28 protein-coding genes, 1 tRNA gene and 1 pseudogene are annotated in these 25,541 nt (G+C 43.6%); 5 read left to right on the top strand and 25 right to left on the bottom strand.

The genetic code is table 11. The annotated features are described in order from the left end of the window. Positions 1 to 38 precede the first annotated feature (38 nt). From D1151_RS14030 to D1151_RS13960, 15 genes are all read right to left on the bottom strand, one after another. Positions 39 to 815 (bottom strand): PHP domain-containing protein, encoded by a 777-nt coding sequence (locus D1151_RS14030; protein ID WP_161909315.1) that lies wholly within the window; start codon positions 813 to 815, stop codon positions 39 to 41. A 12-nt stretch (positions 816 to 827) separates the two neighbouring features. Next, positions 828 to 1,370: a DJ-1 family glyoxalase III gene (locus tag D1151_RS14025; RefSeq protein ID WP_160202763.1), complete on the bottom strand. Its 543-nt coding sequence runs from the start codon at positions 1,368 to 1,370 to the stop codon at positions 828 to 830. A 40-nt stretch (positions 1,371 to 1,410) separates the two neighbouring features. Then, positions 1,411 to 2,076 carry a DUF1461 domain-containing protein gene (locus D1151_RS14020; RefSeq protein WP_160202762.1) on the bottom strand — a complete coding sequence of 222 codons (666 nt, stop codon included), beginning with the start codon at positions 2,074 to 2,076 and terminating at the stop codon, positions 1,411 to 1,413. A gap of 72 nt (positions 2,077 to 2,148) precedes the next feature. Continuing rightward, a complete protein-coding gene (gene pduL, locus D1151_RS14015; protein ID WP_161909314.1) occupies positions 2,149 to 2,721 on the bottom strand; it encodes a phosphate propanoyltransferase in 573 nt (190 codons plus the stop codon). A 47-nt stretch (positions 2,722 to 2,768) separates the two neighbouring features. Then, positions 2,769 to 3,299: a hypoxanthine phosphoribosyltransferase gene (hpt, locus tag D1151_RS14010; RefSeq protein ID WP_160202760.1), complete on the bottom strand. Its 531-nt coding sequence runs from the start codon at positions 3,297 to 3,299 to the stop codon at positions 2,769 to 2,771. A gap of 3 nt (positions 3,300 to 3,302) precedes the next feature. Continuing rightward, the gene (locus tag D1151_RS14005) at positions 3,303 to 3,626 is read right to left on the bottom strand and encodes a YkvA family protein (protein ID WP_160202759.1); all 324 of its coding nucleotides are present in this window, start codon (positions 3,624 to 3,626) and stop codon (positions 3,303 to 3,305) included. Continuing rightward, on the bottom strand, positions 3,607 to 4,215 hold the full coding sequence (yihA, locus tag D1151_RS14000) for a ribosome biogenesis GTP-binding protein YihA/YsxC (protein WP_160202758.1): 609 nt from the start codon (positions 4,213 to 4,215) through the stop codon (positions 3,607 to 3,609). The genes D1151_RS14005 and yihA overlap by 20 nt, the downstream gene beginning before the upstream one ends. Positions 4,216 to 4,227: 12 nt before the next feature. Then, a complete protein-coding gene (gene lon, locus D1151_RS13995; RefSeq protein WP_161909313.1) occupies positions 4,228 to 6,552 on the bottom strand; it encodes an endopeptidase La in 2,325 nt (774 codons plus the stop codon). 314 nt (positions 6,553 to 6,866) lie between these two features. Then, the gene (clpX, locus tag D1151_RS13990; RefSeq protein WP_161909312.1) at positions 6,867 to 8,147 is read right to left on the bottom strand and encodes an ATP-dependent Clp protease ATP-binding subunit ClpX; all 1,281 of its coding nucleotides are present in this window, start codon (positions 8,145 to 8,147) and stop codon (positions 6,867 to 6,869) included. Positions 8,148 to 8,167: 20 nt separating this feature from the next. Then, positions 8,168 to 8,749: an ATP-dependent Clp endopeptidase proteolytic subunit ClpP gene (gene clpP / locus D1151_RS13985; protein ID WP_161909311.1), complete on the bottom strand. Its 582-nt coding sequence runs from the start codon at positions 8,747 to 8,749 to the stop codon at positions 8,168 to 8,170. 36 nt (positions 8,750 to 8,785) lie between these two features. Then, positions 8,786 to 10,096 carry a trigger factor gene (tig, locus tag D1151_RS13980; RefSeq protein WP_160202754.1) on the bottom strand — a complete coding sequence of 437 codons (1,311 nt, stop codon included), beginning with the start codon at positions 10,094 to 10,096 and terminating at the stop codon, positions 8,786 to 8,788. Positions 10,097 to 10,238: 142 nt separating this feature from the next. After that, positions 10,239 to 10,856 carry a CYTH domain-containing protein gene (locus tag D1151_RS13975; protein WP_161909310.1) on the bottom strand — a complete coding sequence of 206 codons (618 nt, stop codon included), beginning with the start codon at positions 10,854 to 10,856 and terminating at the stop codon, positions 10,239 to 10,241. Positions 10,857 to 10,918: 62 nt separating this feature from the next. Further along, on the bottom strand, positions 10,919 to 11,632 hold the full coding sequence (gene dapB / locus D1151_RS13970) for a 4-hydroxy-tetrahydrodipicolinate reductase (RefSeq protein ID WP_161909309.1): 714 nt from the start codon (positions 11,630 to 11,632) through the stop codon (positions 10,919 to 10,921). A 32-nt stretch (positions 11,633 to 11,664) separates the two neighbouring features. Next, positions 11,665 to 12,981 carry a Na+/H+ antiporter NhaC family protein gene (locus D1151_RS13965; protein WP_161909308.1) on the bottom strand — a complete coding sequence of 439 codons (1,317 nt, stop codon included), beginning with the start codon at positions 12,979 to 12,981 and terminating at the stop codon, positions 11,665 to 11,667. A 1-nt stretch (position 12,982) separates the two neighbouring features. Next, the gene (locus D1151_RS13960) at positions 12,983 to 13,465 is read right to left on the bottom strand and encodes a hypothetical protein (protein ID WP_161909307.1); all 483 of its coding nucleotides are present in this window, start codon (positions 13,463 to 13,465) and stop codon (positions 12,983 to 12,985) included. A gap of 171 nt (positions 13,466 to 13,636) precedes the next feature. On the opposite strand from D1151_RS13960, the gene deoC reads away from it, so the two are divergent. Then, positions 13,637 to 14,302, top strand: a complete 666-nt coding sequence (deoC, locus tag D1151_RS13955; RefSeq protein WP_161909306.1) for a deoxyribose-phosphate aldolase — start codon at positions 13,637 to 13,639, stop codon at positions 14,300 to 14,302. Between the two features lie 59 nt (positions 14,303 to 14,361). On the opposite strand, the gene D1151_RS13950 is transcribed toward deoC, so the two are convergent. The 10 genes from D1151_RS13950 to D1151_RS13905 form a co-directional block, all read right to left on the bottom strand. After that, entirely contained in the window at positions 14,362 to 15,459 is a 1,098-nt protein-coding gene (locus tag D1151_RS13950) for a hypothetical protein (RefSeq protein ID WP_161909305.1), read from the bottom strand. Positions 15,460 to 16,046: 587 nt separating this feature from the next. Further along, positions 16,047 to 16,122, bottom strand: a tRNA-Pro gene (locus D1151_RS13945). A 178-nt stretch (positions 16,123 to 16,300) separates the two neighbouring features. Continuing rightward, positions 16,301 to 16,741, bottom strand: coding sequence for a LytTR family DNA-binding domain-containing protein (locus D1151_RS13940; protein WP_160202746.1), 441 nt, complete (start codon positions 16,739 to 16,741; stop codon positions 16,301 to 16,303). A gap of 104 nt (positions 16,742 to 16,845) precedes the next feature. Beyond that, the gene (locus tag D1151_RS13935; RefSeq protein ID WP_161909304.1) at positions 16,846 to 17,538 is read right to left on the bottom strand and encodes a GNAT family N-acetyltransferase; all 693 of its coding nucleotides are present in this window, start codon (positions 17,536 to 17,538) and stop codon (positions 16,846 to 16,848) included. 39 nt (positions 17,539 to 17,577) lie between these two features. Then, a complete protein-coding gene (locus D1151_RS13930) occupies positions 17,578 to 18,072 on the bottom strand; it encodes a GNAT family N-acetyltransferase (RefSeq protein WP_160202744.1) in 495 nt (164 codons plus the stop codon). A gap of 137 nt (positions 18,073 to 18,209) precedes the next feature. Beyond that, entirely contained in the window at positions 18,210 to 18,701 is a 492-nt protein-coding gene (locus D1151_RS13925) for a flavodoxin (RefSeq protein WP_160202743.1), read from the bottom strand. A 25-nt stretch (positions 18,702 to 18,726) separates the two neighbouring features. After that, positions 18,727 to 19,413 (bottom strand): carboxymuconolactone decarboxylase family protein, encoded by a 687-nt coding sequence (locus tag D1151_RS13920; protein ID WP_161909303.1) that lies wholly within the window; start codon positions 19,411 to 19,413, stop codon positions 18,727 to 18,729. Positions 19,414 to 19,423: 10 nt separating this feature from the next. Further along, positions 19,424 to 19,834: a cupin domain-containing protein gene (locus D1151_RS13915; protein ID WP_251632181.1), complete on the bottom strand. Its 411-nt coding sequence runs from the start codon at positions 19,832 to 19,834 to the stop codon at positions 19,424 to 19,426. A gap of 47 nt (positions 19,835 to 19,881) precedes the next feature. After that, entirely contained in the window at positions 19,882 to 21,027 is a 1,146-nt protein-coding gene (locus D1151_RS13910) for an aldo/keto reductase (RefSeq protein ID WP_161909302.1), read from the bottom strand. Continuing rightward, on the bottom strand, positions 21,017 to 21,268 hold the full coding sequence (locus D1151_RS13905; protein WP_160202740.1) for a hypothetical protein: 252 nt from the start codon (positions 21,266 to 21,268) through the stop codon (positions 21,017 to 21,019). The genes D1151_RS13910 and D1151_RS13905 overlap by 11 nt, the downstream gene beginning before the upstream one ends. Positions 21,269 to 21,417: 149 nt before the next feature. Here D1151_RS13905 and D1151_RS13900 point away from each other — a divergent pair, with 149 nt between their 5' ends. From D1151_RS13900 to D1151_RS13885, 4 genes and pseudogenes are all read left to right on the top strand, one after another. Beyond that, positions 21,418 to 22,320: a LysR family transcriptional regulator gene (locus D1151_RS13900; RefSeq protein WP_160202739.1), complete on the top strand. Its 903-nt coding sequence runs from the start codon at positions 21,418 to 21,420 to the stop codon at positions 22,318 to 22,320. Between the two features lie 201 nt (positions 22,321 to 22,521). Further along, a complete protein-coding gene (locus D1151_RS17075; protein WP_306770907.1) occupies positions 22,522 to 23,280 on the top strand; it encodes a hypothetical protein in 759 nt (252 codons plus the stop codon). Positions 23,281 to 23,299: 19 nt separating this feature from the next. After that, positions 23,300 to 24,373, top strand: a complete 1,074-nt coding sequence (locus D1151_RS13890) for a glycosyltransferase (RefSeq protein ID WP_161909301.1) — start codon at positions 23,300 to 23,302, stop codon at positions 24,371 to 24,373. Positions 24,374 to 24,516: 143 nt separating this feature from the next. Beyond that, positions 24,517 to 25,541 (top strand): annotated as a pseudogene (locus D1151_RS13885) (hypothetical protein); the annotation flags it as partial.

The raw sequence follows: 25,541 nt of genomic DNA, 5'->3' as shown, positions 1-25,541 counted from the left end.
ACTTTCAACCCGAAAGTGTCTTCACTTTATAATAAATTTTATTCCTCATCTCCATGAAAATCCGAGCCCTCGGTAATATGCAGGTGATATTGGCCTGCCATGACTACCAGCTTCAACGCCTGCTCATGACTAGCAGAAGGATGATAGCATTCCATACCCTTTAAACCATGCTTTTTCAAATCCGCCACAATGAGGTCCAGATTCTTCCAAAATACTTCACTGCTCGAATCGCCGATTTTCTTTGTCTTCAGAGGATGCGCCAAAACCGCCATGCCGCCAGCCTCTTTGATGATATCGATGGCCTCATAGGCGCTAATCCGCTCCCGCGGCACTTCATCAAACAAATCCCACATGTTTTCCGGCGCGCAGCCCTTCCGTTTCAGGGCTCTGGCAAAATTAGGCTTTCCGATGTAGTCTTGTCCGGGACGCTCGATTAAATCCTCGTACACAAGATTATACCCTAAACCCTGCAGGTGCGCAAGCAGTCTTTCGTTGCGATCCCTGCGGGATATCCTCAACTTCTCGATACATGCTTTCAGCGCCGCGTTTTCCGTATCAATATGATAGCCAAGGATGTGCAGTTCTATTTCCTGCCCTTCAAAATCATAGCTACTGCCGATTTCAATGCCCGGTATCACCTTTAGTTCCAGCGCTTCTCCTGCGATAACCGCCTCATATACGCCGTCCACGCCGTCGTGGTCCGTCAGGGCAATCACATCGTAATCTCTTCCCTTGTACATTTTCACAAGCTCCGTCGGCTTCATGGTGCCGTCCGAAAACCAGGAATGCATATGATAATCAACCTTATAGTTCATCTCTCACCTCTATTACTTGTACAAAAGCTCCGCAGAAGTTTCCCTCGCAGCTTCCGCACCTTTCAGATAAGCAACCAGCGAAAGAGCAAAATCCATCGCCGTGCCGGGCCCCTTGGAGGTAATGATATTTTTTGAAACAACGACCCTGTCGCTGCGCACAACAGCACCGGCAAGTTCTTCCTCCATACCATCATAAATCGTGGCTTCGTGTCCGGAAAGAAGACCTGCTCGTCCCAGCACCATCGGCGCCGCACAGATTGCCGCAATTGGCTTTCCCGCTTCATAAAAAAGCTTTAGTTCCTCGTTCAGTTCCCCGTGATTGCACAGATTTATCGTTCCCGGCATACCGCCCGGCAAAATCAGCATCGCGCATCTGTCGTACAGTCCTTCCTTAAAAAGGATGTCCGCTTCTACGCCAATTCCATGAGAACCGTAAACCAATTTATCTTCCATAATAGAAACCGTTTTTACCTGAATATCCGCACGACGCAGTAAATCTACTGCAGTCAGAGCTTCCACTTCTTCAAAGCCGGTTGCTAAAAATACATAAACCATAATTCTTTCTTCCGCCTTTCCTTTCAAAGTCCATCTTCCGTCAATAAAATATCCGTTCCGGCTTTGTCAAATGATAGTTGATATACGTCAAAAGGGCCAAAATCGCTGCGCCAAAAATGGACGCAAAAATTACATACGTTTTAAAAAAGGGATCTCCCAAAATCGTTACCAGCGTTGTCGATTCTTTCGGCAGCTCAATTCCAACCAGAAAATTGTAAGTCCACAGTCGAAATCCCTTGCTGTACCAGCATACGCCCTGTCCTATTAACAGTAGTGCGCTGAGCACGGCCCCCGTTCGATACCTGTTTCTAAGTGCCTCCCTAAAGTCGTTTTTCCACAAATAGATATACACAGCTAACGCAATCGCAAAACAAAACAGTCCAAAGGCAAGCTCAATATTGAGAACCGTCTTTACTCGTCCCATAATCCTCTGCTCCGTCTTATCAAAGATTGGATCCTGGTAGACGCCGTTATCCTCATATACCTGAAAAGATTCTCCGCTAAAAGAAGACCAATAGGAAGATATGCCTGCCGCCATATCCCGTTCCGTCACATTATAGGGAATTTCTCTAATAACTTGACTGTCATTGAAATGAAATACGTAAATTTCCGATACGCGAAGTACCAAATTTGAAGTTAAAATCACAATCATCAGCGGTAGCAGTACCGCTAAAATCATGGAACATAAATAATTAAATTTGTGCATTTTGACTCCTAGCCTACATGAAAAGCGGGGATAGACACCTGTTTGCCTATCCCTGTTTTGCTTCTTATTGTGTTATTTAATGATTTCACACACTGCATCAGGTCCGCAGCCTGCTGCATTTCCTTCATCTGTGTCAAGATGAACTTCTTTCTCGTGTTTTGCGCCAGCTCTAACCAGTACGTTATCAAAGATCAGACCTCTTTCGCCTTCGATTTTGATGCTGACCCAGTCGCCGTCCTTTACGCCTGCTTCTTCTGCCTGCGCGTCGTTTAAGTGTACGTGTCTGAGCGCTGCGATTACACCGTGATCAAGTTCAACTTCACCGCAAGGTCCAACCAGCTTACATCCTGGTGTTCCTTCCAATTTACCGGATTCTCTGATCGGCGCCTTGATACCGATGGTTCTTGCATCAGTCAATGCCAGTTCGACCTGTGTTTCTGGACGAACTGGTCCCAGCACTCTAATTCCTGTTAAAGTCTTCTTAGGTCCTACAATATCAACCTTCTCTTCAGAAGCGAACTGACCCGGCTGTACCAAATCTTTGGTAGGAGTCAGCTGATGTCCTTCTCCAAAGAGAACGTCTAAATCCTTCTGACTTAAGTGTACATGTTTGTTGGATAAACCAATATTTACTTTGTAACCCATTTTTATATATCTCCTTTTTATGTAAAAATTATTATAAACAATTTATGTTACTCTTCCAAATAACTGATATATGGAAGATTTCGATACTTTTGATCAAAGTCCAGACCGTATCCTACAATAAACAGGTCAGGCACCTCAAACCCAATATAGTCCCCTTTAACATCTGCAGTTCTTCTGGACGGTTTGTCCAAAAGCGTGCAGATTTTTACACTGTTTGGCTTTTTGATGTAGAAATAGTCTTTAAGCGCCTTCAGGGTATTGCCAGTGTCGATAATATCTTCAATGATCAGTACTTCTTTTCCGGAAATCTCAAGTTCAATATCTTTTTTAATTTTCACTTCACCGCTGCTGATGGTTCCGCTTCCATAACTGGATGCCGATACAAAGTCAATTTCAAGATCCAAATCGATATGTTTCATAATATCTGCCATCCACGGAACTGCACCGCGTAAAGTTCCAATCAGAATCAGCTCTTTACCTGCATAATCACAGGTGATCTGCTCACCCAATTCTTTTGCTCTTTTCCAAATGTCTTCCTGGGTAAAAAGTATCTTTCCTTTGATTTCCTTTACTGCCATGTTTTACTCCTTATCTTCTACATCAAATTCTACACCCTCAACGATTGTTTTGTCACGAAATTTTTTAGATAAATCTTCAGTTTTTTCTCCCAGCCAGTAGGCATCCAGTTCATCTTTTAGAGTCCAAAGGATATAAATCCACAGAATCAAATCGTCTAAAAGAGCAAAAGGAAACAGAACTGCCGGAATAATATCAATCGGTGTGATCAAATATACAATACCGAAAATTACCAGAGCCTTTTTTCTCAGCGGAACAGTTTTGTCTCGCAGAAGGCTTGTAATGGCCGCAATTCTTCGCAGCAAAACTCTAATCGTGATAAACTGCATCTTCTTCCTCCAGAATCTTCTCTATTTCGCAAAGCAGTTCTTCATAGCCTGTCTTTTTCAGCGCCGAAACTGCAATAACCCTATCTTCTTTAGACAGCTGCAGCGTTTTACGAATTAGAGCAATATTCTTCTGCATTTCGTTTCTAGATACCTTGTCTGCCTTGGTCGCAACTACAATACCATCAAGCCCATAGTGGCGCAAATATTCATACATCTGCACATCTTGAGCGCTTGGTTTATGTCTGATATCGACAAGCTGCACCACCTTCCGCAGTCCATCTCTGTTTTTAAAATAGGTTTCCATCATGTCGCCCCAGTTTTCGGTCGTGCTCTTGGAAACCTTCGCATAGCCGTAGCCCGGCAAATCCACAATTCTGAATGCGTCGTTGACAATGTAAAAGTTGATGGTTCTCGTTTTACCCGGGCTCCCGCTGACTCTCGCCAGCTTCTTCCTGTTCGTCAGCAGATTCAAAAGAGAAGACTTGCCCACGTTAGATCGCCCTGCAAAGGCAATCTCCGGCATGTTGTCCGGCGGATACTGGCTCGGCTTTACCGCCACAGTATCCAAATCTGATTTAATAATTCTCATGATTTACCTGCTTTATTTTACCAGTGCTTCAGAAAGCGCACTGCTTACATGATCGATTAGTACAAATTCCATCTTTCTGCGAACGGTATTTGGAATTTCATCAATGTCCGGTGCATTATCCTTTGGAAGCAGCACTTTCTTAATGCCTGCTCTATGCGCCGCCAGCACCTTTTCTCTAATACCGCCAACCGGAAGAACTTTTCCGCGAAGGGTCACCTCACCGGTCATAGCAACGTCTCTTCTCACTGGTATGCCCGTCAAAGTGGAAATGACTGCGGTGCACATAGTTACACCTGCAGACGGACCGTCCTTCGGCACTGCTCCTTCCGGCACATGGACGTGCAAATCGTATTTCTTGTAAAAATCTTCTTCAATGCCCAGCTCATCTGCAACAGAGCGAATATAACTGATACCTGCCTTTGCGGATTCCTGCATCACATCGCCCAACTGACCGGTCAGAACCAGCTTGCCGCTGCCGGCAACTGCAGTGGTTTCAATCTGCAGGGTATCGCCTCCTACTGCAGTCCACGCAAGTCCTGTGGTAACACCTACCTGATTCTCACCTTCTACCATATCGAAGTGGAATCTGTGTTTTCCCAGATACTTTTCCAGATTGGACGGCGTAATGCTGTAGGATTTTGCCTTTGCAGAGACAATCTTACGGGCAACCTTTCGACAGAGGTTTGCAACCTCCCGTTCCAGATTTCTGACACCGGACTCTCTGGTGTAATAATTAATCAAATCGTGGACTGCTTTCTCGGAAATCTTGAAGTTATCCTTCTTCAGTCCGTGTTCCTTCACCTTCTTTGGAATCAGATATCTCTGAGCAATCTTTACCTTTTCTTCCTCGGTGTAGCCAGGTACTTCTACGATTTCCATTCTGTCAAGAAGCGGTCTTGGAATAGTATCGGTTGAATTTGCCGTCGTAATAAACATAACCTTAGAAAGATCAAAAGGTACTTCCAGGAAATGATCTGTAAAAGTGTTGTTCTGTTCCGGATCCAGCACTTCAAGCAGCGCAGACGCCGGATCACCTTTAAAATCAGCACCGATTTTGTCTACTTCGTCGAAAAGGAATACCGGATTGTTAGTACCTGCGTCTTTCAGGCAGGAAATCACTCTGCCCGGAATTGCACCGATATAGGTTCTTCTGTGGCCTCTAATCTCAGCTTCATCGCGCACACCGCCCAGGGACATTCTGACAAATTCTCTGCCGGATGCCTTTGCAATGGACCTTGCAATAGAAGTTTTTCCTACTCCCGGAGGTCCCACAAGGCACAGGATCGGTCCTTTTATTGCTTTGGACAAATGAATAACAGCCAGATACTCCAGCACTCTTTCTTTCACCTTGTCCAGCCCATAGTGATCTTCATTGAGAATTTTTTCAGCCTTTTTCAAGTTTACATTTACCTTAGATGCTTTATTCCAAGGTAACGCCAAAATAGTCTCCACATAGTTTCTGATTACCGTTGCCTCAGCAGAAGACGGCATCATCTTGGAAAACTTGTTAATTTCTTTTTTAATTTTTTCTTCAACCTTTTCAGACAGATGTAGCTCCTCCAGTTCTTTCAGCCAGTCTGCGGCTTCCAAACCTGCGTCCTCGTTGACGCCCAGTTCTTCTTGAATCGCCTTCATCTTTTCTCTGAGGAAGTACTCTTTCTGATTGTGGTCGATATTTTCCTTTACTTTCTTAGAAAGTTCTTTTTCAATTACTGCTATTTCATTTTCCTCAGCAATGATTGTAGTCAGCACCCGGATTCTCTCTGAGAAATCCATGGTCTCCAGTACTTTCTGTTTACGGCTTGTGCGAATCAAAAGTTCGTTTGCAATTTTATCTGCTACAACGATAGGATTCTCACTGGAAATCGCCTTATCAACCAGATCATCACTGACCTGACCGGTCAAAGCTGCATACTCAATAAATGCCTCCGTCAGTATTTTCATTGCCGCTTTATCTTCCGGCGACATCTGCTGCAGGTCAAGTTCTTCTGCAATCTGCTTTACCGTACAGGACATGAAGTCTTCTTCCTCAAGAGGCTGTATCAGCTGTGCTCTGCAGACGCCTTCCACCAGCACTCTGACAGCATCACCCTGAATTTTCAGCATCTGTTTGATTCTGACAATCGTACCGAGGGTATAAATATCGTCAAATGTAGGAATCAAGACATTATCATCTTTCTGTGTTGATACAAAGAGCAGTTTATCATCCGCCATTGCCTTTTCTAGTGCATGAATGGACTTTTCCCTTCCCACATCGAAATGAATTACAGTATTTGGAAAAATAGATACACCCCTAAGCGGAATACAAGGGAAAATCACTTTGTTTTCTTCTATCATCTGTTTCCTCCTAATGGTTCGTTCCTAGAACGCAAGTGATTGGCTAAACGAACCTTATGCTTTAGCGTCCCAAGAGCAAATGCGATTGGCTAGACGCTAGTCGTATAATGGTTCGTTCCTAGAACGCAAGTGATTGGTTAAACGAACCTTATGCTTTGGGAGACCTAACTCAATAAGCGAAGCGAATTGTAGTAGGTCCCCTGTCAGGAGTGCAGTGCTTTAGCACGTGGCACTCTACGACCAGTTCCCAAGAGCAAATGCGATTGGCTAGGCTGGTCGTATCACTATACGAAAGGCGGCCGTCGCCGCCTGTTTTATGAGGCATCAGCCTCGTTATTCGCATCTTTACTTTCGTCAACAATCAGCGTCGGTTCCTGACCGTTTTCGATGGTCTCCTTGGTTATGATACACTTTACGATATCATCTCTTGAAGGAATTTCAAACATGATATCATTCATCGCTTTCTCAAAAATGCTGCGCAGACCTCTTGCGCCAGTTTTTCTCTCGATTGCTTTCCTGGCAATTGCACTGACAGCCGCATCTTCAATTTCCAGTTCTACCTGATCCATTTCAAACAGCTTCTTGTACTGCTTAATCAGTGCATTCTTAGGTTCACGCATAATCCGTACGAGAGCTTCCTCGTCCAACTCCTGCAAAGCAACCAGCACAGGCAGTCTTCCAATAAATTCCGGAATCAAACCAAATTTCAAAAGATCCTCCGGCTGAATTTCGGAAAGCAGCTTGCTGTCTTCTTTCTTTACAGAAGTCGTCGTCTGGTTAAATCCAATGACTCTCTCGCCCATTCTTCTCTGAATAATATTGCTGAGACCGTCAAAAGCGCCGCCGCAAATAAAGAGTACGTTACTGGTATCAAACTGAATAAACTCCTGATGCGGATGCTTACGTCCACCCTGAGGCGGTACATTAGCAACAGTGCCTTCCAGAATTTTCAACAACGCCTGCTGCACGCCCTCGCCGCTGACATCTCTAGTAATCGACGGATTGTCTGATTTTCTGGCAATCTTATCAATTTCGTCAACATAAATAATGCCCTTTTGAGCCTTTTCTATATCAAAATCTGCCGCCTGCAACAGGCGAAGCAGGATGTTTTCTACATCTTCACCAACATATCCAGCTTCCGTCAATGCTGTTGCATCAGCAATGGCAAAAGGTACGTTTAGCAGCTTTGCCAATGTCTGGGCAAGCAGTGTCTTACCAGAACCTGTCGGTCCTATCATGACGATATTACTCTTCTGCAGGTCAATATCCCTATCTCTATCGTCAGTTCTGTTAATTCTCTTATAATGATTGTATACTGCTACGGCCAGAGTCTTCTTTGCAGAATCCTGTCCAATGACATAATCAGACAGGGTATCAAAGATTTCTTTTGGTTTTGGCAGCCGATATCCCACGTGCTGGACTGGCGTCGTCATCTGTTCCTCACGCTCAGCTTGTTCTATAATGCCCAGACACATATCTACGCATTCATCACATATATAAAGACCCGGTCCTGCCACAAGACGTCTGACCTGGCTCTGCGGCTTTCCGCAAAAAGAACATCTCGCTTCTTTTTTTTCGCCAAATATTTCTGACATAAATATCCCCCTCTACTTATTTATTTGGATGAAATTACTTTATCAATCAATCCATAGGAGGCAGCGTCCTCTGCACTCATAAAGTTGTCTCTGTCGGTATCTCTTTCAATGATAGCTAAATCCTGACCTGTATTCTCGCTGAGAATTCTGTTAAGTTTCTCCCTTGTCTTCAAAATCCAATCAGCATGAATCTTGATATCAGAAGCCTGCCCTTTTGCTCCGCCCAGCGGCTGATGAATCATCACCTCCGCATTAGGAAGCGCAAATCTCTTACCTTTTTTCCCTGAGGACAGAAGGAATGCACCCATGCTGGCTGCAAGACCCACACAAATGGTGGAAACGTCGCATTTAATATACTGCATGGTGTCATAAATAGCCATGCCGGCGGTTACAGAACCGCCGGGGCTATTAATGTAAATACAAATATCTTTCTCAGGGTCCTCTGCTTCTAAGAACAGCAGCTGTGCTACCACCAGACTGGCGATTTGGTCGTTAATCTCGTCTGCCAGAAAAATAATTCTGTCCTTTAACAGTCTTGAATAAATGTCGTAAGAGCGCTCTCCTCTACCAGTCTGTTCAATTACATATGGTACTAAAGCCATTCTTTTGTGTCCCCCTTATTTCTGTTTGTTTATATTTTAAGCTTCTTCAGCTTTCTTCTCAACCTTGTTTACTTTTGCCTTATCATACAGCATGTCGATCACTTTTTTCAACTGGATGTCCTTTTTGAAGAAGGTCAGGTTATCAGTGCCGATCATCTCTCTGATCTGCGCTACATCTACATTGTATGCGTTAGCCATGTCTTTCAGTTCAGTTTCCATTTCTTCTTCGGAAACTTCTACCTTTTCGGCTTCAACGATAGACATCAGAACTAATCTGGTTCCAACCTTCTTAGCTGCGTCTTCTCTCAATTCTTCTCTGAAATCCTTAGGCTCTTTCTGTAAGAACTGCAGATACTGTTCTAAAGAAAGTCCCTGATATCTCAGCTGGTGATCCAGTTCCTGCGCCATTCTGTCGATTTCGTCCTCTACCATAACAGCCGGCACTTCCGGTTTGTTTGCTTCGTAAACTTTTTCGATGACAGCGTCTTTTGCAGCGTTCAGAGCCATTGCATCAGCGTTTGTCTGTAGTCTTTCCTCAGTTGCTTTCTTTAATTCATCCAAAGTATCATATTCACTGACATCTTTTGCGAACTCATCATCAAGCTCAGGAAGTTCTTCCACTTTGATTTCGTGGATATGGCAGTGGAAGACTGCTTCTTTTCCTGCAAGATCAGGCGCGTGATACTCTTCAGGGAACGTTACTGTTACATCCTTGTCCTCTCCTGCGTTAACGCCAACCAGCTGTTCTTCAAATCCCGGAATAAACATACCGGAGCCAATCTTCAGTTCCTGTCTTTCTGCAGTGCCGCCTTCAAACTGTTCTTCGCCTACAAAGCCAGAGTAATCTAAAATTACAGTGTCACCATCTTCAACGGGTCTTTCAGCTACGACCATTCTTGCGTTTCTCTTCTGCAGCATTTCGATTTCTCTATCCACATCTTCTGCTGCAACAGTCTGAATGACTTCTTCTACCTCTACACCCAGATAATCTTTTACATCTACTACTGGATATACTGCTACAGTAATAGTGATAGTGAGCGGCTTTCCTTTTCCGATTTCGGAAAATTCAGCAGCAGGACTGTCGATGACTTCCAGCTGCAGCTCACGGATCGCTTCTGGATAGTTTTCCTGGAACATGTTGTTAATTGCATCCTCAAAGAATACGCCTTCGCCATAGTGCTTCTCGATGATACTTCTAGGCGCTTTGCCCTTTCTGAAACCATCTATCATAAACTGATTTTTAGATGCCTGATAAGCCTTAACGACTGCAGCCTCAAATTCTTCCGCAGTAAAATCCATAGTAAACTTTACCTGGTTATTCTCTTTGGAAATAAAAGTTGTTTTCATTGATATATATCCTCCTAAAATTATAGCAAGTTCATTAGCTCTATATTCAATTCTGAACATAGAATGCATATTATTATACACTTTTTGGCGCATAAAGTAAAGGATTCTAACAAAAATGACTGCTAAAAACAGTCATTTTTCTTTAAATGAGGTCTAATCCTCTCTTATATTTGCTTCTATCTTCCGCCAAAAGGTCATATTTTGCAGAAATTCTTTCTCCCAAAGCAATCATATCCTCTTCATCACCGGAATAAAGCTCAATTTCCATTTCAGAAATCGGTGCAGTGTTTTCTCCACAAATAATCTTACCTACATCGATGGAAAGCTCGCTGATAGATCTTCCAGTATCAATTCTCACCTGTCTGCGCACAAAGTATATATCCATCAATGGAACCAGAGTTCTCTTTCCAACCAAATCTACCAGCACCTGACACATCTCGCTCTGATCGAAAATCTGAATATCCGGTATAGTCAGCTTAGACTCATCATCTACCGGCACGTTGATTTCTTCTCTCTTGTGCATACCTTCATCACTGGAACCGTTCCATTTCAATGTCGCAATCAGCTTGCTTCCTTCTTTTCTAACGCGAAAAGCGATTCCTTCCCTGAAAAGCCTTCTATCTTCAGTATCGAAATATACTGCATGCATTTCAAGTTCTTCTTCTGTATCCTTATCTTTAATGCTTTCCAGATAAGGGTCATGCAAAATTTTTTTAATGACTTCCTCATCTTTTACCGCATATTTCAGTTCAATTTCCATAGTTTCCTCTCATCTCACGGATTTTGTCACAACCTATGTTCTACCACAAATCTCATCGAAAGTCAATAGAATACCTCTTCGATAAAATACAGACCCGGCTTTCTGCCTGTCAGCCACTGTGCCGCTTCAATAGCACCTTTGGCAAAAATCGTTTTTGAAAAAGCAGTATGTTTAATCTCTATCACTTCGTCTTTCATAGCAAAAATAACGGTATGTTCTCCAAAAATTGTACCGCCGCGAACGCTGTGAATACCTATTTCGTTTCTTCTCTTCTCCTCGCCGCAGCGACCGTATTTGCGTTCCCGTTCTCCCAAGGGATCGCAGACCTCAGCTAGCGCAAGCGCCGTGCCGCTGGGCGAATCCACTTTCTGATTGTGATGTTTCTCGATGATCTCCATATCGGAACAGTCCGACAAAAGCGGCACCGCATAGCCTACAATCTTTTTTAAAGAATTGATGCCATAAGAAAAGTTAGAACTTTTAATAATCGGCGCAGATTCTGCCAAACGCCGAATTTTCTCCTCTTCTTCCTCTGTATAGCCTGTTGTTGCAAAAACTGCACCAACACGACCTTGTCGCTCTTCAATATAACGGTAAATTCCATCCAAAGCACCAGGGTGACTAAAATCAATGACAACATCTGGTTCTTTAATATCCTCTAGTCTCTCTCCCAATGCAGGTTCAATATTATACACCTTATCGATACCAGGATTCTGCAGTGCCATATCTCTGACGATACGCCCCATAGTACCGGTTCCTACGATTGCAAGATTCATAGGTTCATCTCCTTTCACGTATAATATCCAGTTTATTCTTTTGTGAAAGGATTTGATACTTTTTTCTGGATTCCATAACAAATCGGCACCAGATACAAATAAAAGCTAAAGGTAATTGCTCCAATCCCCACCTGCATAAATCCAAGAGGTACGGTACAGGCAATCGCCCATGGAACAGTCCCCGCCAGCAAAATCACCGAATTTTCAAGGTCGATGGCAAGTTCTTCTTTTGTTGCAGAAAGCGCCTCATATGGTTTCTTCAAAAAATCGCAGCACATCATCGATGCGATAGTTTGATTGCAGAAAATCCCAAGAAAGCCATAAGAAATCAGCACCATAGTAGGAAATCTTCCAATTTTCTTTGCAACGAAGAGAATTTTCTCCTGCAGCACACCCAGCATGTCCGTTCCCGTAAAGATACCCGAATAGGTACTGGAAAGCGACACGATACACACAATCTCTATCATGGAAAGCATGCCACCGCCATCTAATATTTTTCCAAGGCCGCCTTCGCCGGTATATCCAAAAATCAACGTGTGAAGCAGAGTCTGCAAAGACATATCCTCACAAAACAGACTGACCACACTGCCGCTTGCAATACTGACAAGCATAGCATAAATGACTGGAACCTTCAAAAGTGGCAGTACCAACATACAAAGCGCCGGCACTACAGCCCATATGGAAAGGCTAAATTCACTTTCCATATTATGTAAAAAACTTTGATCCACTGTCTGAATCGGATTTGTAAAGGAAAGCACGCTATAAATCCCCAAAGTTAGAACCAGCGGCATCCATGCGGTCTTTGCCATCCTCTTTACATTAGCAAGCAACTCCGTTTCCGTGATGGTAGCCACCAGAATTGCACTGGACGATACAGGAGAACCTCTGTCCCCAAAGTAAATACCGCTCATCACCGCTCCAGCAGTCAAAAACTCGTCGACACCGCCCGCCCTTGCCAAAGCAATAAAAATGACGCCAACCGTGCCTGCCACGCCAAAAGATGTGCCCAAAGCATAGGAAAGCAGACAGCACAATGCAAAGGTGATAATCAAAAAAATCGCCGGCGTAATCATCTTAATTCCATAATAAACAAAAAAGGAAATAGTTCCTGCTGAGCGCCAGACCGCCGTAATAAAGCCGATGATAAACATAATCTCAATAACTATCAGCGCATCCTTCAAACCATCCGCTCCCATCTTAGCGATTTCGCTAAGAGCAAAGCCCTTCCTTTTTCCTACAATCGTAAAAGCAATCAGCCCAATAAAAAGAGCAATTACCATGGTGTACCCCGTAATGATACACCAGACCATCGCTCCAATAAATACGATAAAGCCAATCAGTAAATCCATCCTAGTCTCTATCTCCTTTGCGTCTTCTTAGCAGTTCATCGATAAGCTGTTCGTTGAGTTTCTTTTGCATTTCGCGAAGAGAAGCAGCCTCCGGCATATCTGTCATTTGCATAACCCATAGGTACTTCTTCAAATCACACTGCTCAATACGTCTTGCAATAGCGCTGTGAATTGCCATCGCTCTTTCCTTCGCATTGATTAAATAAACTCGCGCAATAATACCGCCGCGCATTCTCTTAATCTCAATAAAACTGTCTACATTTCCCGCTGTGGAAATTGCCTCTTTGATTTCTCTCGCAATAGTCTGCCCAATAATCCTGGACTGTTCCTTTTGCATGAGTACCCAAAAAGACACTGCCGCAATGGTACCCAAGCAAATACCCGCTATGTCTCCAAAGCTTTCCCTGGTCGCAAAGAGCATAATATATCCGAGCGGAAGGCCAAGCCATTTCATCATTCCAATTATTTTAACTGCTTTTTCCATACTAACCCTCTTGTCTTTTCATTTTCAATTTCCTCATTATTATATGCCCTATCGACATCAATGTCAAAGAAAAATACAAAAGTTATCATATCCAGTTTTTTTGTCTTAATGTAAGAGAAAAAATGTGGTAAAATAAGGACATAGAAAATCGAAATTTTGGAGGCTCCCTGTATGAAACTTAATCAATATTTTGACCATACACAACTAAAACCGGATGCAACTGAAGATCTGATTGCTGCCCTTTGCCGTGAAGCAAAAGACTACGGCTTTTATTCCGTCTGCGTCAACTCTTCTTACGTTTCCTTTGCTGCCAGCCAGCTTTCTGACAGCGATGTAAAAATCGCAGCTGTCGTAGGGTTTCCGCTCGGCGCCTGCACCACTGCTTCTAAGGTCTTTGAAACGGAAGAATCCTGCAAAGCTGGTGCAAAGGAAATTGATATGGTCCTCCATGTAGGCATGCTAAAATCAGGAAAATACGATTACGTCAGAGATGATATAGCCGCAGTGGTTTCTGCCGCTGCCGCATATGAGGCTGCCGTAAAAGTAATTTTAGAAACCTGCCTTCTAACCGACGAAAAAATCATCACAGCCTGCCATCTGGCGCAAGCTGCCGGTGCAGCCTTTGTAAAAACGTCGACGGGATTTGCAGGCGGCGGCGCTACCCCGTATCACGTGAGGCTGATGAAAAAAACCGTAGGTGATACGATGCAGGTCAAAGCCTCCGGCGGTATCAGAACCTATACTGATGTGCAAAAAATGATTGCTGCCGGCGCAGATAGAATCGGCGCAAGTGCCAGTGTTTCTATTATGAAAGAGGCTGCCTTAGAAACAAAATAACCCCATACGATTTCGCCGATTTCGTACGGATTGACCGCGTATAGACAAAAACAGGAGCCTTACGACTCCTGTTCTTCTTTGTAATAACGGTTTAAATATAACAAATATCCGGTTCTATTTTTAATACTTTTTCCCGTATACGGGTTGATATATCCGATTACTTCGTTCACAGACGGAAACTGATAATACTCTAGTACCGCCTCAACCTGAGAAAATATGTCATCGCTGTCGCTTACATAAAATGAGTCGACTCTCCCATACAAATTCCTGCACAAATCCGCTATCGTACTGTAATCTGTGTAGCGCTCTGCAAACTTATCTGCTGCTTTCTGCAGTCTCTCCTCATCATCGTCAACCTCTACGATGTCATCAGTAATTTCCAAGTCGTAAAAGATAACACTGCGTACACTTTCTGCAATACTCTGTACTTCCCAGTCTTCGTCACTGTAATCTGATGTCGAATAGACCGTATCCCAGTTATCATCGTAGTAGTTTGTATCGCTTCCATCACACATACTGAATAATGAAACTGCGATGATTAAAAGGATACCTGCGATTACTTTCAGTCCGGAGCCGTCAAAGTTACCTTCAGCATGCCCGCTGCTATTCTGACTCCTGGCAGCCGCATCTCCAAGAGACGGCGGCTGCGTCGCATCTTCCTGCGATGCATTTGCTTCTCCGAAGTTTTCTTTTAGATTTTCTTTTATACTATCTCGAAATTCCTCCGCCTTTGTCTTGAAAGCAGATAAGTCCGGCGTCTTAAATTCTCGCTTTTCACTACTGTTAGAGTTTACCTCTTCCCGTTCCAGTCTCAGCTTCTGCAGCGGATGAAATTCTTCCCCTTCCATCTCCTGCCATCTTTTCTCATACTGCTGTTCCTTTGCTTTTCTGCGGTCTCTTCGCGCTTTATCTTCGTCCGCCTCCCGCATTCTGGTCAGCGTTCTTTCCGAAAGATCAGTGCCCCCTGGACTTCCACCGGCTCTTTGATATGCTCTGGCATACGCTTCGTTCAGTTCCGCAATCTTTCTTCTGACATACTCCGGATCGTCCTCATAATCAGCGCTTTTATATTTTGTCAGCCGCTTCGCGTAGGCCGCCTTTACCTGCTCCTTCGTAGCGTCCTCTCTCAGTCCTAATAATGCAAAATTTCTATCCATCACTTACCTCTTTTGCTTCTGGGAAAACTTGCTTCGTTTAGTCGTATTATATAATAATTTCTTCATCGCTGCAATAGCTTTCACCGTTCATTGCACGGCAAACACACGAAAAATATAACATTGACAAAATCCTTATTATTGCAACATACTGTTGAGCGCCAACTTCAACATTTTTTATCTAAATTCTTGCGTTCGCTCTCATGAAAATGCCAACTCCGCCAAGAAAATTTTTGATTCTTGCGTTAATCGGGCGGTTTGCTTCTTTTCATTTTGAAAAAACGCCAACCGTATTTCAATTTTTGCGAAATATTGCGTGCAAACGCAAGAATCTCGAAAAAAAACTTTGATGTTGGCGCTACGCTTCCGCATTCCGGTCAGCCAGGGATTTCGCTAACAAAAGCTGGTACACTTTGACCTTGCTGCGTGAGTTCAGATGGTGGATTTTTGACAGCTAACGCAATCTTTCATGCGTTTGCAATGCCGCAGTCAAGGATAAAAATATGCGAATGATAGATTTGCACAACGCATTTCCGACATAAAAAAACTGCCGACCATACTGATTACTCAATATCTTCGGCAGTTTACATTGGTCGGAGTAGTCAGGCTCGAACTGACGGCCTCTGCGTCCCGAACACAGCGCGCTACCAACTGCGCCATACCCCGTCGCCAACATATAATATTATAACATAGTTTTTCAAAAAGAAAAGAGGGAAATTTATAATTCTCATAAATTTCCCCGTTCACGTCTGCACCATTATCAGCATTTTTGCCCTAAATGGTGCAATCTATTATTTCATTTTGCAGTAGCCTCTTTGCATTTTCGATATCTTCTGGCATGAATCTAAATACCCAAAATTCGTTTAATATGCGCTACATTGCGCCTCGACGCGAAAACATTTTCTCCATTGGTCAGCGTCATGCAAATGGTGCCGCTAAAGCTTAAATCCAGCTTTGCGATATGCTTTAGGTTTACAATTTCTGAATTGGAAATACGCAGAAACAACTTCTGATCCAGCCTTCCCTCAAGTTCATAAAGTCTCAGCCTGATTACAAATTCCCCCTCCAAAGTCTGCGCGAAGACCTTTTGTTCCAGTGCGTAAAATCTAACGATATCTTTCGGATCAAGCAAATAAACCATGTCGTCCAAAAATCCCGCCAGCAGATTCTGCTTTGCACTGGACAACCTTTGAATCAGTTCGTGAATTTCTTCCGTCATACAGCTGGTTCTAATGGTGACTTCTGATTCGGTGCAAACTTCGTCTATTTCTATTTTAATCTCCACCTGTGCAACCTCCTTATTCTGCTAATCGGTATATTTTAGCATTTTCTCTATCAAAGCTCTCCCGATTTTTGATAAGTGGTCGCTTTTCCCCTACAATTGGCATTTTATAGTAGCCAAGTGATAGTCTCCTTTGAAATTTCAAATCCTAGCTTTCTTTGCAATGCTTCAGAAGCTTCATTGCCGATGACGATTTCTCCATAAGGGATGTCGCCTTTGTCAATCATGTAGTTGATCATAAACCGTTCCAGCGCCTCGCCATAGCCGCGTCTCTGATATGTCGGAAAAATATCCAAAAGGCCCAGACTGCCATCCAGGTGATTTCCCGAAAATCCTACAAAGTCCTCGCCTGCAAAGGCGCAGAATAAATTGCCGCGGCGGCTGATTTCGTCTACTTCTTCCGGTGGAATGGTATGATAAACTTCTTTAATTTTCGCAATATATTCCGCGTTTGCGCGCTCAATACGCAGGTCTGTCTCAAGTTCCACTTTTTCCTTAGAAAAGCGCACGACCTTCTTGCATGGAAAAAAAGTGTACAATCCAAACTTCTCTGAAGCGTAAGGTACCAGTTCCTCCTGGCACAAAACAAGCTGATAGCAGTCTGTAATGCAGTCTATCAGGTCTTTCCCCTTTTCTAAACTTGCGGCTGCCAGCATGTGAACATTACTACTTTGATCCAAAAGCAGCACCCCATCCTCTGAGGCGTCTAAAAACTCAGCTGTACCCCTGCGAATGGATTCTAGCATGGCAATATGCAGCAATCTATTTTTTTCCAAATATTGAATCGCTTTATCCTTCATAGTTTTACCTCTCTTATATATTGTTACCACAAACTAAGGTTACTGCAGTCTATATCGATATCGAATTTCGCGCAGGTTTTTACCGCCAATACAATCCTCAAAAACATCATCCGTCTGCTGAAAACCGAACTTCTCATAAAAACGCCTCGCACTGACATTTTCCTCAAGAACCCACAAAAATGCTTCTTCATATCCCTGTGCCTTCAACTCCATAACAACGGATTCTAAAAGAATCTTTCCATAACCCTTTCCCATATAATCGGGCAACAGATAGATTGAGATGATCTCTCCCTGCTCTGCAAACTGTTCAAAACGAGACTTACAGAAGCTACTGGTTCCCATAATTTCTCCATATTCTATTAAAACCATTGTCTCCCATCCCTCACAATCCAGATTTTGCGCCCACTTTCCTGTAGGAATCGAATCCAAATAGTCCTGCGGGATTATGCCGCGATAGGTATACTTCCAGCTTTCCTCGTATACTTTACTGATTGCCACTCTGTCATCGTCTGCTTTGATGTAGCGTACTTCCATACAATTCCTCCTCTGTTTTTTTATTTTATCATAAACAGATTCCTGATTCAAGCAGGATACCGTACCTATTCACAGCGAAGCAATATAAAATCCCTATCTGCACACTCTTTCCGCATCGATAGGGATTTCTTTTTCAATTACTTTTTTTCGAGATTGATCTCAGAAAGCCACGCTGCGACCTCTGCTTCTCTTACTCTGCCCGGCAAAAGCCTGCCTGGCAGCCATTTTGCAGAGCCTTTGCAAACAGCTTGTAAATCAGCCTCAGTTCCGCCCAGACCACTGCCGCCGGATGTAGCAAATACAGCAATCTGCTTTCCTGAAAAGTCATAACTTTCCAAAAATGTTTCGATAATTCTTGGCGCTGTATACCACCAAATTGGAAAGCCTATCAGCACTGTATCGTAGCCTTCCATGCCGCTGACCATGTCCGCAATGGCAGGTCTTGCAGCTTTGTCGTTCATTTCCACGGTACTGCGGGATTTTTTATCCATCCAGTTTAAATCTGCAGAGGTGTACGGCACTTCCGGCTTAATTTCATATAAATCACCGCCGCAAGCTTCTGCAGTCTTCTTTGCAACGCCTGCAGTCACTCCACTGGCAGAAAAATACGCAACTAAAGTTTTACTCATTATTAATTACTCCTTTTATCTTCTTTTATTTACATACCTCTTCAATGCATGTAAGAGCATTGAGGGTTCTCGGATAGCCGATATACGGCAGACATGTGGTTACCGTCTCAATCAAAAGCTTCTTAGTATTTCCCACAGATAAATTTCCTGCGGCATGGGCTTTTGCCTGAGGATCGCAGCCACCGATAGAAATGATTGCCGTAAAAGTAAGGAGCTCGCGAACCTTTAAATCCAAATATCCCCGCGTATAATAGTCACCAAAGCAGTTAGCAGACAGGCAGTCCTGTATATGTTTTGTTTCTGCAGGAGCACTTTCTCTCATCCTACGAATTTGATCGCCGAAAATACTAATCTGCACAGCCAGCCCTTTCTCAAATCGTGTATCTGCCGTTGTCTCAGACATATCTTCCCCCTGCGGCTCTATACCAAGCGCGCAAAGAGTCTCATTGACTACTGCAAGGGCTGCACTGACTCTTGGATATCCGATGTACGGCGCTGCCTGATACATCGCCTCTTTGATTTCTGTCACAGATACTCCTGCAGCAATACACGCCTGCACCTTTTCGGGAGTCTCCTGTAAGGTCTGAATTGCTGTCAAACAAACCAACCCAACCATGCCTCGGAGTTTGCCATCCGCTAAACCATACTCTGCAATTTCATTTTCTAAAAAAGCTTTTTGTATTTCATAAAAGCTGCTATCGTACTCCTTCATAATGCGTCTCCTATTTCAGTTTTCCATACTCCTCATCGGAAACCGGTTCCAGCCACTCATTGCTACCGTTTTCAGCAGGCACCTCGATAGCAAGATGCGCAAACCAGCTGTCCTTTGCCGCACCGTGCCAATGTTTTACACCCCTTGGAATATTCACCACATCGCCGGGATGAAGCTCTCTTGCTTCTTCGCCCCACGCCTGATAATAACCGCGCCCTGCCGTTACCAGCAAAATCTGTCCGCCTCCTTTATCGGCATGGTGAATATGCCAGTTGTTGCGGCAACCCGGCTCAAAGGTCACATTACCGATGACAACCTGCTTCAACGACAGCATATTCAAATAGCTCTGTCCCGTAAAATACTGTGCAAAACCATCATTTGTATTTCCCATAGGAAATATGGATAACTCTTTTCTTTCCACTTTCTTAACCTCCGTCTATTCTTTTCAGCCCAATCTTCTGCCTGCTCTTACATGCCCAAAGCGCCTACGAATTCTTTCATTGCCTGGGAAATTTTGATCTGCTGCGGACATACAGCCTCGCAGCTTCCGCATCCGATACATGCACTCGGCTGTTTTTCCTTTTCCACAGCAGAAAGCGCCATCGGCGCGATGAAACTCATACCTCCTGCCAAAGTGGTTGAACGATGCTCATTATACAGAGAAAGCAGATACGGAATATCAAGACCCTGCGGGCAGTGAGTCGTACAGTAACGACATTCAGTGCAAGGTAGCGCCACCTTTGCCGCCATCTCATCTGCAATTTTCTGCAGTACTCTCTGCTCATTCTGATTCAAAGACTTTTCAGTCTCAAAAGTTTCGATATTTGCAAGAAGCTGCTCCATGTTTGACATGCCGGAAAGGATCATCGTAACCTCCGGAATGGATTGCAGGAATCTGAAAGCCCAAGATACCGCAGTTTCGTCAGGACGAAGTGCAGCTAATTTGGCAATTTCCTCTTCGGTGAGGTTTGCAAGTCTACCACCGCGCAGAGGTTCCATCACCCATACGGGAATTTCATATTCTTTCAAAAGTTCCAGCTTTGCCTGCGCATCCTGGAACTTCAAATCCAGATAGTTCAGCTGAATCTGACAAAACTCCATCTCTTTGCCGTACTTTTCCAAAAATCGTCTCATTACAGGAGCTTCTCCGTGAGCAGAAAATCCCAGATGTTTAATTCGTCCATTTTTCTTCTGCTCCATCAAATATTCAAAGATGCCATGACTTTCGTCCAAATATGCGTCAATATTCATCTCGCACACATTGTGGAATAAATAAAAATCGAAATGGTCAGCCCTGCACTTTTCCAGCTGCTTCTCAAAAATCTCTTCGACTTTATCCATGTTAGAAAGGTCGTAGCCGGGAAACTTTGTCGCAAGGTAGAAGCTGTCTCTCGGATATTCTGAAAGAATTTCTCCCATAATCAGTTCAGAGTTTCCCTCGTGATAGCCCCATGCTGTATCGTAATAGTTGATTCCTTTTTTCATCGCCTCGCTGACCATAGCAGATGCTGCCTGTTTGTCAATTTCAGCATCCTTTCCGTCCACGGTCGGAAGCCGCATAGCGCCAAAGCCTAAAGCTGACAATTTTAAGTCCTGAAAATCTTTATAAATCATGTTCCTTCTCCTTTTTCTGTTTTTTTATGGTGTAAATGAGATAATCGAGGCAATCCAATTTCTTCTGCTCTTCATGAACCTGCTCTAAAAGCTGGCACCTGTATCTGCATAAAATCTGCAGCCGTCTGTCGTATTCTCTTTCTCCACAGCATGCCAAAACCTGTTCGATGGTCGCATTGCTACATCCTGCATCTTCCAGATTTTGAAGCAGCCCTGTATCACATGCCCTCTGCTCTTTCATTTGTTCGCCTCCTTCATTTCCATTATACTTACGCATCTTTCTAATAACAAATACTTATAAAGAATACTCTCATATAGACAAAAAGCATGGTTGACAATATAGTAAATGTCTGCTTATAATAGATTCAACATGAAAAAGGAGGTTCTTCAATGGAATTAAGAGTGTTACGGTATTTTCTGGCAGTTGCCAGAGAAGAAAGTATTACAGCCGCCGCCCAGCAGCTTCATGTGACGCAGCCCACCTTATCACGACAACTAATGGATTTAGAAGAAGAACTTGGAAGTCCTCTCTTTATTCGTGGTAATCGAAAAATCACCTTAACGGAAGAAGGTCGTTTTCTGCGTAAACGAGCCCAGGAAATTATCGATTTGACTGATAAGACACAAGCTGAGTTTAACAGTGTAGAAGATATGATTACAGGTAATGTCCATATCGGTGCAGGAGAGACCCAGGCGATTCGTCTCTTAGCAAAAGCTGCCTGTCGCCTTGGCGATGAGCAGCCGCATATACATTATCAATTGTTCAGCGGCAATGCCGATGATGTCATGGAAAAACTGGATAAGGGACTTTTAGATTTTGGTATTGTCATTCAGCCTGTGGATATCAGCAAATATGACAGTTTACAGCTACCTTATCAAGATGTCTGGGGTGTCCTAATGCGGCGTGATGCCCCTTTAGCAAACAAGGATTATATAGAACCTGCAGATTTAAAAGATTTGCCGCTTCTGTGTTCCAGACAGAGTCTGCTCAAATCAGATCTGAGCGACTGGTATGGTTCAGACTTTGAACAACTAAATATCATTATTCGCTATAATCTCATCTACAACGCAGCTCTGATGGTAGAGGAAGGTCTCGGCTATGCCATCACCCTTGATGGTCTCATCAATACCACAGGCGACAGCACATTGTGTTTCAGACCACTTGCACCAAAACTGACTGCAAACCTTTATCTCATTTGGAAAAAATATCAGGTATTTTCTAAAGCCTCGGAAAAATTTTTAGCGTATTTGAAAGACGATCTTTCTACAGCAATGCCTCCGCCCCTTTATTAGCGTAGGCTAACTGCATTATCAATCTATACTTTCGTCTTCATTTTGTCAAAATATACTACGATAAATTTGACAAAGCAGTGACAAGCTTTTTATCTTTACGCAGTATGATTCATCTTTTATATCTTAAATGTATCCCCAAACCAGTTTTACTGCATATAATGTATCATAATACAACAAAAAATAATAACGAGGTGGTTTCAATTGGATAACCATAACCATAATCTGTGGTTTCATTCGCACGACTTATTTTGTATGAAAAGTCGTCCCAGCAAAGAAAATCGTCAAAATATATTACAAAACTCACCAGATTTTAAGCCCGAAGAAAACACATCTAAACCCGATGCTTCTCAGTATACAAACATGCCATCCCCTTACTATTGCGAACCTGGACCAATGGGTCAAAGAGGCGAGCCCGGCCCTTGCGGTCCTCAGGGAGAACGCGGTAAAACCGGTCCACAAGGCGTTACCGGTCCGCAAGGGCCGCAAGGTGCAACCGGACCGATGGGACCAAAAGGCGATCCTGGAGCACAAGGTCCGCAAGGTCCTCCCGGCTATCCACAAAACAGTGTGTTTGCATCATTCATTAATGCAGAAACTCTTTTACCAGAAGAGATTCTCCTTCCATTAAATACACACATACCAGATCCAAGTGGAAATATTTCTCTCCATGACTCCTGTTCCATTATTTTAAAACCAGGATATTACACAATTTATTATCATCTATCTACAACAGCAAAATCGTCTGGCGCCATAGAATTGATGCCGTTTTTTAATGACTCTAATCAGTCGTTATATGCAGAATGCATCAATGTTGAAAAACGAAATGAATTGGTAAAATTGTCAAGATATTTTATCGTTGAAACTCATGATGACACTTCTTTGCAATTTACATGGTCTTCTTCTGTCAATACCGCCAGAACGACTATGAATATCATTATACAAAAACTCAACAGACAATAAAACTATAGGAGGACCAAATATGATCACAATAAGTCTTTGTATGATTGTTAAAAATGAGGAAAAACACCTTGCCCGCTGCCTTGATCATATCGCAAATCTTGTAGACGAAATAATTATTGTAGATACTGGTTCAACTGACCAGACATTAGAAATAGCATCCCAGTACACATCGAAGATTTATACCCATCCTTGGATAGACGATTTTTCTGATGCCCGCAACTACGCTTTTTCCAAAGCATCTATGGACTATTGCATGTGGATAGATGCAGACGATGTTCTGGAAAAAACAGAATCCCCAAAATTCCTACAGCTCAAACAGACACTAACATTAGATACCGATATCGTAATGATGAAATATCATACAGCCTTTGATGAAGCTGGCAATCCTTCTTTTTCCTATTTTAGAGAACGTTGGATAAAAAACTCTCCAGACCACCGTTGGGTCGGTGCCGTTCACGAAGTAATTCCGCTAAATGGCAAGATAATTTATTCTAACATTGCAGTCTGTCACAGAAAGATCGGTACAGGAGACCCTGATCGCAACTTGAAAATATACCAAAAACAACTGTCCACAGGAAGGCCTATGGATCCAAGGCAACAATATTATTATGGAAGAGAACTATACTATCATCAAAAATATGAAGAAGCAATTTCAGTTTTTGAACGTTTTATGTCATCATCGGAAGGATGGATTGAAAATAAAATAGAAGCATGTTCTATCTGTGCCGACTGCTATTACCAATTAAATCAAGAGACCTCTGCTCTTCTGACTCTATTTCGCAGTCTCTCTTTCGATTTACCAAGAGCTGAATTATGCTGCCAGATTGGGAAACATTTCTTAGAGCGCAAAAACTACCAAAATGCTATCTATTGGTATAAAAATGCACTGCAGGCAAATCGAAATGAGTATGCTGGTGGTTTTATTTTGCCTGATTGCTATGATTACGTTCCTTTTTTACAGTTATGCGTGTGCTATGACAAATTAGGAGATAGACAAAAAGCAAAAGAATATAATGAGCGTGCTGGAATTTGTAAGCCTCATTCAAAAGCATACCTTTATAATAAACAGTATTTTGATGACCTGAACGTATAACCTGTGCCTTCTATGATTAATGAGAAAAACTTTGCGCTGCGTATTGTAACCAACATATAAAAATATCATATAATATATATGTCAAAAGTTTTTCGATTTTCAAGAAAACCTTTTGTTAATAATATAGAAAGGATATGTTTGATATGAATTCAAATAATTCATATAATTATAATACAAATCAGTACGACAACCCATATTTTTCTCCTTGCTGTAATCATGAACAGGATTGTCCAAAAGGTGATCAGGGACCGCAAGGTCCTCAGGGAGAAAAAGGTGACCCTGGCTGCCCTGGTCCAAAAGGTGACAGAGGAGAACAGGGACCGATGGGACCACAGGGTATTCCTGGCGCACCTGGTGCAAGAGGACCCAGGGGAAACACGGGACCGGTTGGACCTACTGGCAATACCGGACCAAGAGGTCTTGAAGGTCCAAGAGGATACGCAGGGCCACAGGGTATCCAGGGGATTCAGGGAGTTCGCGGTGATGTCGGACCAAAAGGTGATCCCGGCTGCGAAGGACCGAAAGGTGATATTGGACCACAAGGTCCAGTAGGAAATACCGGACCAACTGGTCCCATCGGTCCACAGGGCGATATAGGGCCGCAGGGTCCAAGAGGCATCCCTGGCATCACAGGACCAACTGGTCCTACTGGTCCAATGGGACCACAAGGTGTTACTGGTGCACAAGGTATTCAAGGTGTTACTGGTCCAATGGGACCACAAGGTCCAAAAGGCTGCCCAGGAGATGACGGACCAACCGGACCAACTGGCTCTATCGGTCCAACTGGCGCTAACGGTGTAACTGGTCCTACCGGTCCTACTGGCGCTGACGGTGCAACTGGCCCTACCGGTCCTGGTGGCGCTGACGGCATTACTGGCCCTACCGGTCCTACTGGCGCTGACGGTGCTACTGGTCCTACCGGTCCTGCTGGTGCAGATGGTATTACTGGTCCTACCGGTCCTGCTGGCGCTGACGGCATTACTGGCCCTACCGGTCCTGCTGGCGCTGACGGTGTTACTGGTCCTACTGGCCCTGCCGGTCCTGCTGGTGCCGACGGCGTTACTGGTCCCGCCGGCCCTGCTGGTGCAGACGGTGCTACTGGTCCCGCTGGCCCTACCGGTCCTGCTGGTGCAGATGGCGTTACTGGTCCTACCGGTCCTGCTGGCGC

It is taken from the genome of Emergencia sp. 1XD21-10 (genome assembly GCF_009936045.1).
Lineage (GTDB): Bacteria > Bacillota > Clostridia > Peptostreptococcales > Anaerovoracaceae > Senimuribacter > Senimuribacter intestinalis.
Note: the sequence above shows the minus strand (reverse complement) of the source record. Positions and strands in the feature narration are given on the sequence as shown.